12 protein-coding genes are annotated in these 13,994 nt (G+C 72.1%); 5 read left to right on the top strand and 7 right to left on the bottom strand.

All coding sequences use genetic code 11. The features are described 5' to 3' along the window. Positions 1–112 precede the first annotated feature (112 nt). The gene (locus IF55_RS01365) at positions 113–2,284 is read right to left on the bottom strand and encodes a primosomal protein N' (protein ID WP_030881477.1); all 2,172 of its coding nucleotides are present in this window, start codon (positions 2,282–2,284) and stop codon (positions 113–115) included. 225 nt (positions 2,285–2,509) lie between these two features. Between IF55_RS01365 and IF55_RS01360 the strand changes: the two genes are divergently transcribed. From IF55_RS01360 to IF55_RS01340, 5 genes are all read left to right on the top strand, one after another. Continuing rightward, positions 2,510–3,847, top strand: coding sequence for an NsdA family TPR-like regulatory protein (locus IF55_RS01360; RefSeq protein WP_030881475.1), 1,338 nt, complete (start codon positions 2,510–2,512; stop codon positions 3,845–3,847). Positions 3,848–3,861: 14 nt separating this feature from the next. Next, positions 3,862–4,608 (top strand): toll/interleukin-1 receptor domain-containing protein, encoded by a 747-nt coding sequence (locus IF55_RS01355; protein ID WP_051776150.1) that lies wholly within the window; start codon positions 3,862–3,864, stop codon positions 4,606–4,608. Then, the gene (locus IF55_RS01350) at positions 4,608–6,569 is read left to right on the top strand and encodes a hypothetical protein (protein ID WP_048831395.1); all 1,962 of its coding nucleotides are present in this window, start codon (positions 4,608–4,610) and stop codon (positions 6,567–6,569) included. The genes IF55_RS01355 and IF55_RS01350 overlap by 1 nt, the downstream gene beginning before the upstream one ends. A 46-nt stretch (positions 6,570–6,615) precedes the next feature. Further along, positions 6,616–7,890, top strand: coding sequence for a hypothetical protein (locus IF55_RS35870; protein WP_211269923.1), 1,275 nt, complete (start codon positions 6,616–6,618; stop codon positions 7,888–7,890). Between the two features lie 146 nt (positions 7,891–8,036). Next, positions 8,037–8,699, top strand: coding sequence for a DUF4360 domain-containing protein (locus IF55_RS01340; protein ID WP_030879749.1), 663 nt, complete (start codon positions 8,037–8,039; stop codon positions 8,697–8,699). A 91-nt stretch (positions 8,700–8,790) separates the two neighbouring features. On the opposite strand, the gene metK is transcribed toward IF55_RS01340, so the two are convergent. The 6 genes from metK to pyrF all read right to left on the bottom strand — a co-directional run bounded on the left by metK (position 8,791) and on the right by pyrF (position 13,992). After that, positions 8,791–10,005 carry a methionine adenosyltransferase gene (gene metK / locus IF55_RS01335; RefSeq protein WP_030879746.1) on the bottom strand — a complete coding sequence of 405 codons (1,215 nt, stop codon included), beginning with the start codon at positions 10,003–10,005 and terminating at the stop codon, positions 8,791–8,793. A 173-nt stretch (positions 10,006–10,178) separates the two neighbouring features. Further along, positions 10,179–11,486 carry a bifunctional phosphopantothenoylcysteine decarboxylase/phosphopantothenate synthase gene (locus IF55_RS01330; protein ID WP_030879744.1) on the bottom strand — a complete coding sequence of 436 codons (1,308 nt, stop codon included), beginning with the start codon at positions 11,484–11,486 and terminating at the stop codon, positions 10,179–10,181. A 142-nt stretch (positions 11,487–11,628) separates the two neighbouring features. After that, a complete protein-coding gene (gene rpoZ / locus IF55_RS01325) occupies positions 11,629–11,901 on the bottom strand; it encodes a DNA-directed RNA polymerase subunit omega (protein ID WP_030879741.1) in 273 nt (90 codons plus the stop codon). A gap of 54 nt (positions 11,902–11,955) precedes the next feature. Then, entirely contained in the window at positions 11,956–12,561 is a 606-nt protein-coding gene (gene gmk, locus IF55_RS01320) for a guanylate kinase (RefSeq protein WP_078643344.1), read from the bottom strand. 38 nt (positions 12,562–12,599) lie between these two features. After that, positions 12,600–12,923, bottom strand: a complete 324-nt coding sequence (locus IF55_RS01315) for an integration host factor (RefSeq protein WP_030879735.1) — start codon at positions 12,921–12,923, stop codon at positions 12,600–12,602. Positions 12,924–13,137: 214 nt separating this feature from the next. Beyond that, positions 13,138–13,992 carry an orotidine-5'-phosphate decarboxylase gene (gene pyrF, locus IF55_RS01310; RefSeq protein ID WP_030879733.1) on the bottom strand — a complete coding sequence of 285 codons (855 nt, stop codon included), beginning with the start codon at positions 13,990–13,992 and terminating at the stop codon, positions 13,138–13,140. Positions 13,993–13,994 lie beyond the last annotated feature (2 nt).

The following is a 13,994-nucleotide window of genomic DNA, read 5'->3' as shown; positions in this document are numbered from 1 at the left end:
GCCGGCCACGACGCGCGCCGGCTGACGAGCCTTTGCCGACGGGCTCCCGCCCGACGCGCCTCCCTCGACGGGCCGACGAGCTTCCCTCCGGAGGACTCCACCCGACGGCCCCTCAGCCGATGTCCGGCGGATCGATCCTGATACGGACCGGGGCTCCCTCGCGCCGCGCCAGCCGGGCCGCGTGGGCGGTCTTCAGCGCGGCGGCCAGGGCGGCGCCGTTGCCGGGGCGCACCCGCAGCAGCGCCCGTTCCCACCGCTCCCCCGGCGGCGGGTCGCCCGTACGGCGCGGCCGTCCGGCCTCCGTCACGGGCAGCGCGACGGGGCCCAGCACCTCGGCGTCGGCGGGGAGTTCGGCCACCTCGATCAGGTCGGCGACGGCCTCCGGCGGGCCGGCCACGGCGGCCATCCGCGAGACGGGCGGGAACCCCAGCTCGGCGCGGTCCGCGAGCTCCCGCACGGCGTGTCCGGCCGGGTCCCAGCGCACCAGCGCCTGGACGGGCCGCAGGGTGGGCTCGGCGACGACGACCACCGTGCCGCCGCCCGCGTCCTGCCCCCGCACCAGGGCGGCCGCGGCCAGCCAGCGGCGCAGCGCCTCCTCGCCCGCGCGCAGGTCGGGGCGGGTGAGGAGCGCCCAGCCGTCGAGGAGGAGCGCCGCCGCGTAGCCCCCTTCGGCGACGGGTTCGGCGCCGGGCGTCGAGACGATGAGGGCGGGCGCGTCGGGCACGGTGTCCAGGATGTGGTCGCGTCCGGAGGTCCGTACGGGCACGGCGGGAAACGCCCGGCCCAGCTCCTCGGCGGTGCGCCGGGCCCCGACGATCTGGGCCCGCAGCCGGGAGCCGCCGCACTCGGCGCAGTGCCAGTCGCGGGCCTCGCGCCCGCACCAGCCGCAGTGCAGTTCGCCGTCGCCGCCGCGCGCCTCCAGGGGGCCGGCGCAGTGCGCGCACCGCGCGGGCTCGCGGCACCGCTCGCAGGCCAGCCTCGGTACGTACCCGCGGCGCGGCACTTGTACGAGCACCGGGCCGCTCTTGAGGCCGTCTCGCACCGCCTGCCAGGCGAGGGTGGGCAGCCGCGCGGCGCGCGCCGCCTCGTCACGCGCCTGGTCGCCGTCGCCGACCGTACGGATCACGGGGGCGGCGGCGCGCACCTGGGCGCGGTCGGCGGCCAGCGGCAGCGCCCAGCCGGTCTCCACGAGCTGGGCGGCCTCGACGGTGCAGCCGTGTCCGCCGAGCAGGAAGGCCGCCTTCTCGTGCGCGGCGCGCAGCAGCAGCACCTCGCGGGCGTGCGGCTGGGGGGCGTGCAGTTCGCTGTGGCTGGCGTCGCCGTCGTCCCAGATCGCGACCAGGCCCAGGTCGCGTACGGGCGCGAACATCGCGGCACGGGTGCCGACCACCGCCCGTACGCCGCCGCGGCTGACCGCGAGCCAGCGGCGGTAGCGCTCCTCGGGCCCGGCGTCGGCGGTGAGCAGTGTGTGCCGGCCGGCGCCGAGCAGCCCGGTGAGCGCGGCGTCCACGCGGGCGGCGGCGCGCCCGTCCGGCACGACGATCAGCGCGCCCCGGCCGGAGGCGAGGGCCGCGGCGGCGGCGCGGGCCAGCTCCTGCGGCCAGTACGGGCCGGGGAGCGCGGTCCATACGGCGCGCGGGCGCTCGCCCCGGCGGAGCGCGTCGAGGTAGGCGGGGCCGGTCGGATAGCGGACCCAGCTACCGGGCTCGGGCGGGGCCGGCGGGGGCAGCGGCTCGGGCGAGGGCTCGGCCTCGGGGCGGGCGCGGCGGGGCGGCACGGCGAGCTGGACGACATCGGCGAGGGTGCCCGCGTAACGGTCGGCGACGGCGCGGCACAGCGCCAGCAGCTCGGGGCCGAGCACCGGCTCCGGGGAGAGGACCTGGGCGATCGGGGCGAGCGGACCGCGGTAGTCGCTCTCCGCCCGGCGCTCCACGATGAACCCGTTGTGCAGCTCCCCGCCCTCACGGCGCCCCTTGGCGACCCGCGCCCCGAACCGCACCCGAACCCGCGCCCCGGGCCGCGCCTCCGCGTCCATCGCCTCGGGCACCGCGTAGTCGAAGAACTGATCGAGATGGATGAGCCCCTTGTCCACCAGCACCCGGGCCACCGGCCGGTCCGCCGCGAGCGCGGCCCCCCGCCACGTACGCGGCTTCGCCCGAGGCTTCTTCGCCTCCCGCACCGTCTCCCGAATGAGCGCGAGCTGCTCCCCCCCGGCGGGGTCGCCCGCCGAGGGCGTGTCCGCCCGTGCCGGCTCACCCTCCGGCCGCCCATTCTCGCTGCTCACAGCTCCAGTCTTAGCAGACCCCACCGACACACCCCTCCAAGCCCGCCCCCCTGCACCTCACGCCCCCTCCCCCGCCGCGTTCCCTCCGCCCACCCACGGGAAAGCCCCGAACGGCAATCTGAACGGGAAACGGGAAACGTCCCCATTCGCCTTGTTCCGCCGGTCGGCCTGTCGCACGCTACTCGCGGCGAACGCCTGCCCGGCGCGTGGAGTACGGAGGGTGAAATGCCGGAGCAGCCGTACGAGTTCGGGCGGGAGCTGCGCAGACGGCGCCTGGCCGCGGAGTGGTCCCTGGAGCGGCTCGGCCAGTCGGTGCACTACAGCAAGGCGCAACTGAGCAAGGTGGAACGGGGGCTCAAGCGCCCCACGCCGGAGCTGTCACGGCTCTGCGACACCGCGCTCGGGGCCGGGGGCGCGCTCGCCGCCCTGGTCCCCGACCGGCCCGCGATGACCGGCCGGCCGGGTTCCGACCCGCGTCACAACGGTCCGCGTCACGACGACGCGCACCACGACAACGCACATCACGACGATGAGGTGTGGCTCATGCGCTTGGGCAAAGACGGAACGGGCTCGTTCCGCCCGATGAACCGCCGCCGAGTCCTCACGGCGGGAGCCGTCTCGGTTCTCGCCATGGGCGTCGGCGGCGTACAGATCGCCACCGACACCGGGGCGACGACCCTGGTCGACGCCCACCGGGCGATGTTCGACCAGTTCCGCCGACTCGGCCAGCTCTCGGGCCCCGGCGGCGTCCTTCCCCCGCTCATAGCCCAGACCCACAGCCTCGAACAGCAAGCCGCCCGCTCCGGCCCGGCCACTCGGCGAGAACTGCTGGTGCTCGCCTCCCGGTACGCGGAGTACGCGGGCTGGATGGCCCAGGAGTCCGGCAACGACGACTCCGCACTGTGGTGGACCGCCCGGGCCGTCGACCTCGCGACCGCCGGCGGCGACAACGAACTCGCCGTCTACGCGCTCGTGCGCCGCTCGCTCGTCAGCCTCTTCCGCGGCGACACGGCCACGGCCATCCGCCTCGCCGACCACGCCCTGACCAGCGCCGCCCCGCCCCGCATCCGCGGCCTGGCGGCGCAGCACCTCGCCCAGAGCCACGCCGTGGCCGGTGATCACGACGCCTGCATGCGCAGCCTGGACCGGTCCCGCGACCTGCTCGCCCTCGACGCCGCGGACCCGTCCTCGCCGGTGATCGGCGCGTCCCACCTGCCCGACGTGGTCTCGATGTTCACCGGCTGGTGCCTGTACGAACTCGGCCACCCGCGCCGCGCCGCCGAGGCCCTCGACCGGGAGACCGCCCGCCTCCCCGCCGACGCGCTGCGCACCCGGTCGCGGTACGGCGTGCGGCGGGCTCTCGCCCACGCCGCAGCCGGCGAGATCGAGCAGGCGTGCGCCGTGACGCGCGGCCTCCTCGACGCCGTCGACCTGGTGCGCTCCGCGACGATCACGGCGGATCTGCGACGGCTGGCGCGGGTGCTGGGGCGCTACCCGCGCAATGCGGCGGTGCGGGGGCTGGCCCCGGAGCTGTCGAGCCTGGTGACCCATTCGTCTCTCTGAGAGGACCGCACATCATGCACGAGATATTCATCAATTTCCGCGTCATGGGCGCCAAGCCGATCGCGTACGAATTCAAGCGGGTGCTGGAAGAGCGGTTCGGGGAGGACAGCGCATTCCTCGCGGGAGGCTCCATCGAGTTGGGCTCCAATTACGTCGAGACGCTCGACAACAAGGTACGGCGCAGCAGCGTCCTGCTGGCGCTCATCGGCCCGGACTGGCTCGATGTCCCCGACCCGAAGCGGAGGGGGCGCAGGGCGCTGAACAACCCCGCGGACTGGGTGCGCCGTGAACTGGAGACCGCATTCGAGTGCGGGGTGCTGGTCGTACCGGTACTGCTCGAACGGAAGACGGAACAGCTCGATCCCCGACGGTTGCCGAGGTCGCTGTCCAGGCTGGCGGAGTGCCAGTTCGAGCGGTTTTCGCAACGGACGTCCACTACCGACCTCACCCGGCTCGGTGACCGGCTGGTCCGGCGGGTACCGGAGCTGGCCGCGCTGGACAGGCGTCCCGACGCGCGTAAGAAGAAGGCGCAGGAGCCTGCGGGACCGTCCGTGAACAACACCGGACAGCGTGGCGGAATCGGTAATTTCCAGGGTGAGCTCGGCACGTACGTGCAGGACTCGAACGGTCCGCTCAACACGGGCCCCGGGTCGCAGGTCAACAACCCTCATTACAACGGCCACGGAACCAGCTACGACAATCAAGGGGAGATCCGCTACCAGTTCGGCTCCTCCCGTCGCGAAGAGGACGGTGACCGCTGATGACCGACCCGATGCTGGAGTCCCTCGCAACTTACGTCAACCAGGCCCACGGGCCCACCAACACGGGTGAAGGCCAGCAGCTCAACAACTTCTACTTTCAGGCGGCTTCGCGGGTGGGCCGGCGAAATCGCGACCGGCTCGCCGTGGCCCAGGACGAACGCGAATGGCTCGACAGGCGCTTCACCGAACCCGAACGGTATGGCAAGGCCCGCGACATGCTTCGCGATCACAGCACTGTCCTGCTCGACGGGCAGCCGGGCAGCGGCCGACGGGCAGCGGCGCTGATGCTGCTGCATCGGTCACCCGGCGGCACGGGCAGTCTCCACGAGCTCCCCGACACCTCCGATGACGAGGGCTCCCGGGCCCTGGATGCCTCGGTGGTCGGCGAAGGCGACCGCCTTCTACTGGACCTCTCGAACAGCGACGAGACACACTACCTCGCCGTGCAGAGCGAGCTTTCCGCGTTCCGGGACGTGGTGCGGCAGAAGGACGCGCGGCTCGTGGTGGTGCTGCCGTACGGCCTCCGCTACCTCCAGCAAGGCGGCCCCGGGCAGTTCACCGTCCAGATCCTGCGGCCGCGCGGCCGGGACGTACTGATGCGGTACTTGCGGCTCGACGGCATCACGCCCTCACCCTCCGAGCTGAACACCGTCCCCGAATTACCCGACTATCTGCTCCGCACCCGCTTACAGGACATCGCCGAACTGGCGCGCTCCATCCGGGAACAACGGGACGGCTGCTCCGATCGGCCCGACGGGTTCCCCCAGTGGTGTTCGCGCGCCCTCGCCCTCGTCAGCGACCGTACGCCCGAAGTCGCCGCCTTCATCGCCTCGCTGGACGGACGGCGTCGGGCGCTCTCCCTCTCGCTCGCGATGCTCCATGAACGCACCCCGGCCACGGTGTTCCACGCCACCGAAGAGTTGCTGAAGGCCATCAACCACCCGCCCGACGAGCAACCACGGCTGGAACGCACCGACCTCACCGAGCAGTTCAAGGCCATCAAGGCCGAAACGCGGACCGATGGCCGCGTCCGCTTCCTCACTCCCGACTACGACAAGGCGGTCCGCGCCCACTTCTGGACCTACTGCCCTGATCTGCGGGACTCGTTCCGCAACTGGGTCGGGGGCTGTGTTCAGCGCGGTGCGCTCACCGACGACGAGCGCGCCGAGCTGATCCCCCGCTTCGCCGAGCAGTGCCTCCGCACCGACCGCCCCGAGGACGTGTTGGAGCTAGCCGAACATTGGACGCAGCACAACGGTGACCAGGGCCGACTCATGCCCGACGCGGCCCAGCTCCTCGCGGAGGGGCTCCGTCACGAACGCCACGGCCGTGCTTTCCGAAAGGCGATCTACACCTGGTCCAAGGACCCGTACCTACCGATGGTGCGGCGGCGCGCACTCGTGGTCGTCTGCTTCGAGACGATGGCCATGACCCACCCCGACCAGGCCCTCGTCCGCCTGCACCACCTCGCCCGACGCGAGAAACCGGCGAAGGACAACCCGGCCCTCGATGCCCTGCTCGCCCTCGCCGCAGGCGACGGCCGGCTGTTCCGTCTGCTCCTCGACCGGCTGGAGCCCGGCAAGTGGCCGCGGGACGCCACCGCCTTCTACGCGCTCGCCGACCACGCCGCCCGCTCCCGGGCCCTCTACTCCAGCGTCGCCGCGCGCGAGCGCCTGGTCACCGGCTGGGCCGACATCTTCGGGTACCGCTCGCACGAGGAATGGCGCGAGCCCGCCTGCCGCTGGCTGGCGGCGGCCGATGCCCTGGTGGAAGGCCGGGGCGAGCGGCTGATGGACGTCCTCGCCAGGGCGGGCGCCCGCAGCCCCGGGGCGGCGGGCAGGCTTCATGTCGCCTTCCGGGACTGGGCGTACGCGGCCCCGCAGCGCGCCGCACTCGTATCCCGCTTCGACCGCGCGCTCGACGAAGCGCAGGGCGTCGAGCCCCTCCCCCTCGGCACGTGAACGTGTCGGGGAAAACTCAGTTGATTCGGACGCGGGAGGCCGCGCTATGAGTTCTGGCCACAAGACCATGACGTTCTTCGTCACCGTCATCGTCGGGCTGATCCTCGTCATTGTCGGGCTGACCGTGCAGTGGCCCCGGTGGGCGTGGGTGGTGGCCGCCGCGGCCCTGCTGGTCGGGGCGGGTCTCGCCCTCGCGGCCGGCCCTCGCCCCCGCGGGCCGGTTCCGCCGGAGCACGCGCTGGAGCCGGATTGGCCGATTCCGTGGGCGGAGCGCTGGGAGCAGGCCGTTTCGGGGATCGCGCTGCCGAGCGGGGTGGACGACTACGACTTCCTCTTCTCCGCCACCGTCCGCTGGTGTCCGCTGGACGCCCCGGCCGACGCCCCGCACGTCAACGCGGGCGCGCTGGCGATCGAGTCGGTGCTGGAACGGGCCCGGCACGTCACGGTCCTCCAGCCCCCGCACCGCAGTTCACTCGCCCAGTACCAGCTCAACGGCGTGCTCGGCACGATGCGTCCCGATCCGACGTGCCGAGTGGAGGCCATGGCGGAGAACGTCGTGCTCCGCCTCTGCGACACCGACGCCGAGCGGCTGACCAAGCTCTCCGCCGTGCGCAAGGACGAGGACGTCTGGGAACACGAGCGCAACTGGGAGCGCAACAAGCGCGAGTACTTGGGAAAGGACGTGCTCAAGGACACCGGCAGCGCGGTGGTGTGGTGGATGGCGCGTAACGAGGACGAGGTCGAGAAGACCGTGAACCTCATCGGCCCGCTCGCCCAGCTCACCTCGGCGGCCAACAACCAGGACGTCCCCGAGCCCTTCCAGCGGCTGGTGCCCGGCTCACGTCCCGAGCCGGAACCGCGGTTCGGCGGAATGTGGCCGGGCCCCTTCGAGGAGCCGCCACCGGCCGACGGCCCCTTCCCGGACGACGACTTCGCCGGCGACGAGCCGTCGGGCGACACGGGCGTGTCGCACCTGCTGAACCGGCTGATGGACGAGGCCGGCATGGCGGAGGACGCCGCCGAGCGCGCGTTGTTCGCCCGGCGGATCGCGAACGACCTCGACGCGGCGAACGCGCCCGATGCCGCCGACGAGGTCCGCCGCCGCTTCGACGCCCCGGCGCCCCCGCCGGGTTATGGAGATCCGGCTCACGAGAAGCCACGCGATCAGGAGTCGGACGGCGGCGAGCCGGAAGGCGGGGGGCCGGAAGGCGGGGGGCCGGAAGGCGGGGGACCGGACGGCGGCGAGCCGGGCGCCGGGGAGCCGGGGAACGAAGGCCCCCCACCCCAACCCCCCAGAAATCCCCCGCCGCCCACCGGCTGAATCAAGGCGTAGTTTCGCACCGACTCTCGGAGCGGGCGGGGTCCGATTCATGATCCTCGTGCTGACATGCCCTCGCCATTCCCTCGCAGTCCCCTCCTGCCGCCCCGCCCCGTGCGGGGCGGCGGGACGATCGGAAGGAAGAGCCCATGTTCCGCACCTTGGGTGTTGGTGCCGTCGCGGCGGCGTTGGTCCTCATCGGTTCGGCCGCCCCCTCGTCGGCGGCGCGTGGCGGTGATGACGATGTGCCGCCGCCGACCGGCAAGATCACGATTACGGTGGCCACGGTCAACGGGTCCGGGTGCCGGCCCGGCAGCGCGAAGGTGGCCGTGGCTCCGGACAACACGGCGTTCACCGTGACGTACAGCGAATACCTCGCCCAGGCGGGCAAGGACAGCAAGCCGACCGACGGCCGCAAGAACTGTCAGATCGCGCTGGACGTGCATGTGCCGCAGGGCTTCACGTACGCGATCGCCCGCGCCGACTACCGCGGCTACGCCTCACTCGCGGCCAAGGCGACCGGTCTGGAGCAGGCCGGGTACTACTTCCAGGGCTCCCAGCAGACGGCCCGGCTGAGCCACCGGTTCGCCGGTCCGTACGACGGCAACTGGCAGACCTCGGACGAGACCGACCTCGACGCGCGCGTCTACGCGCCCTGCGGCGAGCAGCGCTACTTCAACATCAACACCGAGCTGCGGGTCGACGCCAAGAACGCGGACCCCGCGCTCACCAGCTACATGGCGATGGACTCCACCGACGGCAGCATCAACACCCTCTACCACTTCGCCTGGAAGAAGTGCCCCAAGCGGTAGCTCCGAGCGGTAGCCCCACACAGCACCTCGCCCCGCCGATCAAGACGATCGGCGGGGCGAGGCGGACAGCAGATGACAGACGGCAGTGGACCTACAGCCCCGCCGCCCGGCGCAGCGCGTCCACGCGGTCCGTGCGCTCCCACGTGAAGTCCGGGAGCTCGCGTCCGAAGTGCCCGTACGCGGCGGTCTGCGTGTAGATCGGGCGCAGCAGGTCGAGGTCGCGGATGATCGCGGCGGGGCGGAGGTCGAAGACGTCCGTGATGGCCGTCTCGATCTTCTCCACGTCCACGGTCGCCGTGCCGAAGGTCTCCACGAACAGGCCCACCGGCTCGGCCTTGCCGATCGCGTACGCGACCTGGACCTCGCAGCGCGAGGCGAGGCCGGCGGCGACGACGTTCTTGGCGACCCAGCGCATGGCGTACGCGGCCGAGCGGTCGACCTTGGACGGGTCCTTGCCGGAGAAGGCGCCGCCGCCGTGGCGGGACATGCCGCCGTAGGTGTCGATGATGATCTTCCGGCCGGTGAGGCCGGCGTCGCCCATCGGGCCGCCGATCTCGAAGCGCCCGGTGGGGTTCACCAGCAGGCGGTAGCCCTCGGTGTCGAGCTTGATGCCGTCCTGCAGCAGCTCGCCCAGGACGTGCTCGACCACGAACTCCCGGATGTCCGGTGCCAGCAGCGAGTCCAGGTCGATGTCCGAGGCGTGCTGGGAGGAGACGACGACGGTGTCGAGGCGGACGGCCTTGTGGCCGTCGTACTCGATGGTCACCTGCGTCTTGCCGTCGGGGCGCAGGTACGGAATGGTCCCGTTCTTGCGGACCTCCGAGAGGCGGCGGGAGAGCCGGTGCGCCAGGTTGATGGGCAGCGGCATCAGCTCGGGCGTCTCGTCGCAGGCGTAGCCGAACATCAGGCCCTGGTCGCCGGCGCCCTGCTGGTCGAGCGCGTCGCCGTCGGCGGCGCCCCCGACCCGCTTCTCGTAGGCGTCGTCGACGCCCTGCGCGATGTCCGGGGACTGGGCGCCGATGGATACGGACACGCCGCAGGAGGCTCCGTCGAAGCCCTTCTTGGACGAGTCGTACCCGATGTCGAGGATCTTGTTGCGCACGAGCGTGGCGATCGGCGCGTATGCCTTCGTCGTCACCTCGCCGGCCACGTGTACCTGGCCGGTGGTGATCAACGTCTCAACGGCGACCCGCGAGGACGGGTCCTCCTTGAGGAGAGCGTCGAGGATCGTGTCGCTGATCTGGTCAGCGATCTTGTCGGGGTGACCCTCGGTCACGGACTCCGAGGTGAACAGGCGGCGGGACACATCGCTCCCTGGGGTTGCAGCGGCTGCTGGCTGATCATTGACGGACCGGTCGGGGGCTGCGCCCGACGCCGATCCGGGGCCAGTTTATCCGGCCCTTCTCCCGAGCCGGGCATCGCGTCTCGGTCTATGGGAACGTCGTGACCTGCGACACCCTCGAACGACGCGCGATCCGCTCAGGCCAGACGGGGTGCGACCAGGCTCCACACCGTGTCGGCCAGCGCCTCTTTGGGCCCGTACGGCACGGAAGTCTCGGTTCCGTCGGCGGCGAGGACGACGGCCTCGTTCTGCTCGGAGCCGAAAGTGCGACGTTCCCCGACTTCGTTGACAACGAGCAGGTCACAGCCTTTTCGGGCGAGTTTCGCGCGGCCGTTGGCGAGGACGTCGTCGGTTTCGGCGGCGAAACCGACGATGATCTGTCCCGGACGCGCCCGTGACGCGGAGATCTCCGCCAAAATGTCCGGATTACGGGTGAGGTTGATCGGGGCGGGCTCCTCCCCGTCCTTCTTTTTGATCTTCCCCTGGGCGTACTGAACTGGCCGAAAATCGGCTACCGCCGCGGCCATCACTACTGCATCGGCGTCCACGGCGGCCCCAAGCACCGCCTCCCGCAGCTCCAGCGCCGTGCCGACCCGCACCACGTCGGCCCCGGCGGGGTCGGGCAGCGCCGAATTGGCCGCGATGAGCGTCACCCGGGCGCCGCGCGCCACGGCCGTACGGGCGAGGGCGTAGCCCTGCTTGCCGGAGGAGCGGTTGCCGAGGAAGCGCACCGGGTCCAGCGGCTCGCGGGTACCGCCGGCCGAGACGACCACATGACGGCCCGCGAGATCGCCGCGAGCAGCCCCCAAGCCGCCTGCCACCCCCGAGCCGCGCACCGCCCCCGAGCCCCGGGCTGCCCCCGAACCGCCCGCCCCCTCCGAGCCGCGCGCCACCTCCGCACCCCGCGCCAGGACGCCGCGGCACACCTCGAAGATCTCCGCCGGGTCGGGGAGGCGGCCCTTGCCGGTGTCGACGCCGGTGAGCCGACCCACGGCGGGCTCGATGACGAGGGCGCCGCGCCGGCGCAGGGTCGCGACGTTCTCCTGGGTCGCCGGGTGCTCCCACATCTCGGTGTGCATGGCGGGCGCGAAGACGACCGGGCAGCGGGCGGTGAGGAGCGTGTTGGTCAGCAGGTCGTCGGCGAGGCCGTGGGCGGCCTTGGCGAGCAGGTCGGCGGTGGCGGGGGCGACGACCACGAGGTCGGCGCCCTGACCGATGCGTACGTGCGGCACCTCGTGGACCGCGTCCCACACCTCGGTGGAGACGGGGTTGCCCGACAGCCCGGACCAGGTGGCCTCGCCGACGAAGTGCAGCGCCGAGGCGGTCGGCACGACCCGTACCGAGTGGCCCGACTCGGTGAGACGGCGCAGCAGCTCGCACGCCTTGTAGGCGGCGATGCCGCCGCCCACCCCCAGGACGACCTTGGGCTTGTCCGACGCATCCATAGCTTCCACGGCTCTCGCTTCTTCCCGCGTTCTCAGGTGTATCGCGCTGTACCGCCTGCCGCGTGCAGGCTCCCGCAGGTACCCATGACACACCACGGGCCCGGCAGCCGCGCTGCCGGGCCCGTGGACGGGAGGTTCTGGCTTACTGCGCCGGGGCCTCGATGGCCTCCGAGGTCAGCAGGCCCGCGTTGATCTCGCGAAGCGCGATCGACAGCGGCTTCTCGTGGACGTGCGTGTCCACCAGCGGGCCGACGTACTCCAGCAGGCCCTCGCCGAGCTGCGAGTAGTACGCGTTGATCTGGCGCGCGCGCTTGGCGGCGTAGATCACGAGGCTGTACTTCGAGTCGGTTGCCTCAAGCAGCTCATCAATCGGCGGGTTGATGATGCCCTCGGGCGCGGTCATAGAAGAGGACACGCTCTGCCTTCCGCTGCGTCGTACTGCGGGGGTCATCCCCCAGAGTGGCCGGGGTCACTCCCCGGAGTCATTCAGCATCAAGGCTAGCAGCTCACGGGCCACGTCCTCGACGGAGGTGTTGACAAGGGTGGTGTCGAACTCGGCCTCGGCGGCCAGCTCCACCTTGGCGGCGGCCAGCCGGCGCTCGATGACCTCGGGCGGCTCCGTGCCCCGGCCGGTGAGCCGGCGCACCAGCTCGTCCCAGCTCGGCGGGGCCAGGAAGGTCAGCCGGGCGTCGGGCATCGACTCGCGGACCAGCCGCGCGCCCTGGAGGTCGATCTCCAGGAGGACGGGCTCGCCCGCCTCCAGCCGGTCCAGGACCGCTTGCCGGGGGGTGCCGTAGCGGTTGCCCGCGAACTCGGCCCATTCCAGCAGCTCACCATTTGCGATGAGCTTGTCGAACTCCTCGTCCTCCACGAAGAAGTACTGGACCCCGTCCCGCTCGCCGGGCCGCGGCTTGCGGGTGGTGGCGGAGACCGAGAGCCATACCTCGGGGTGGACCTTGCGCATATGCGCGACGACCGTGCTCTTGCCGACCCCGGAGGGGCCGGAGAGCACGGTCAGCCGCGGACGTCTGGCCGGAGGGACGGGGGCCGTCCCCCGGGAGACTGGTGTACTCATGCAGCGATTATCCCGGTTCCCAGCAGTGCCTGGAAACGTCAGGCCGCCTTGCCGCCGAACTCGCGCTCCAGGGCGGCGATCTGGTTGGTGCCGAGACCGCGGACACGGCGGCTTTCGGAGATGCCGAGTCGCTCCATGATCTGCTTGGCGCGGACCTTGCCCACGCCGGGGAGCGACTCAAGCAGGGCTGAGACCTTCATCTTGCCGATGACGTCGTTCTTCTGTCCCTGCTCGATGACGTCATGCAGCGAGGCGCCGGAGTGCTTGAGTCGATTCTTGACCTCGGCGCGCTCCCGGCGAGCCGCGGCGGCCTTTTCTAGCGCGGCTGCGCGCTGTTCAGGGGTAAGGGGCGGAAGAGCCACGCCTACGTCACCTCGGATGTCGAACTGTCGGATACGGACCGGTGAGGAACCTAGTCGCCCCACACCTACGGAGCAACGAGCAACGCGCTTGCACGTTCGCTCTCGTCGGAGACTAGCGGCCGATCCCGCTCCAGTCAGCGAGAACAGGTGAAAACTCCTGGTCAGACTCGCTCGACCAGTACTTTTCCGGACATAACAACCAACAATTTTGACGTCAGCCGACCGCGGCGCGTACTTCTTCGGCGAAGCGGACGGCGGAAGCACGCAGTCCGGCCGGGTCCGGGCCGTGCCGCAGCACCCCCCGGCTGACGCTCGGGACGACGTTGCGCACGGCCGCGCCGAAGACCCTCGGAAGGTCGGCGGGGGTCGCGCCCTGCGCGCCGATGCCGGGGGCGAGCAGCGGGCCGTTGATGGCCGGGTCCACGCCGTTCGCGCCGAGCGTGTCGCCCAGCGTCGCGCCGACGACGGCGCCGTACGAGCCCATGGGCGCCGCGCCCGCGTTCTCCTCCCGGAGGCGGCCGAGGACCGTGGCGGCGACGCTCGCGCCGTCGGCCCGTACGGCGTGCTGGACCTCGGCGCCCTCCGGGTTGGAGGTGAGCGCGAGCACGAAGACGCCCGCGCCGCTCTCGCGGGCCAGGTCCAGGGCCGGGCGCAGCGAGCCGTAGCCGAGGTACGGGCTGAGGGTGACGGCGTCCGAGAAGAGCGGGCTCGCCGGGTCGAGGTAGGCGGCGGCGTACGCGGCCATGGTGGAGCCGATGTCGCCGCGCTTGGCGTCCATGAGGACCAGGGCGCCGGCGGCGCGGGCGTCGGCGACGGCGCGTTCCAGGACGGCGATGCCGCGCGAGCCGAAGCGTTCGAAGAAGGCGGACTGCGGCTTGAGGACGGCGACGCGGTCGGCGAGCGCCGCCACGGCCGTACGGGTGAAGGTCTCCAGCCCGGCGATGTCGTCGCCGAGCCCCCAGTCGGCGAGGAGCGAGGGGTGCGGGTCGATGCCGACGCAGAGCGGGCCGCGCTCGTCCATAACGCGGCGCAGGCGGGCTCCGAAGGGTTCCGGTGCGGTGGTGGTCATGC

The organism is Streptomyces varsoviensis (assembly GCF_000718635.1).
GTDB classification, from domain to species: Bacteria; Actinomycetota; Actinomycetes; order Streptomycetales; family Streptomycetaceae; genus Streptomyces; species Streptomyces varsoviensis.
This window is presented reverse-complemented; position numbering and strand designations above follow the sequence as displayed.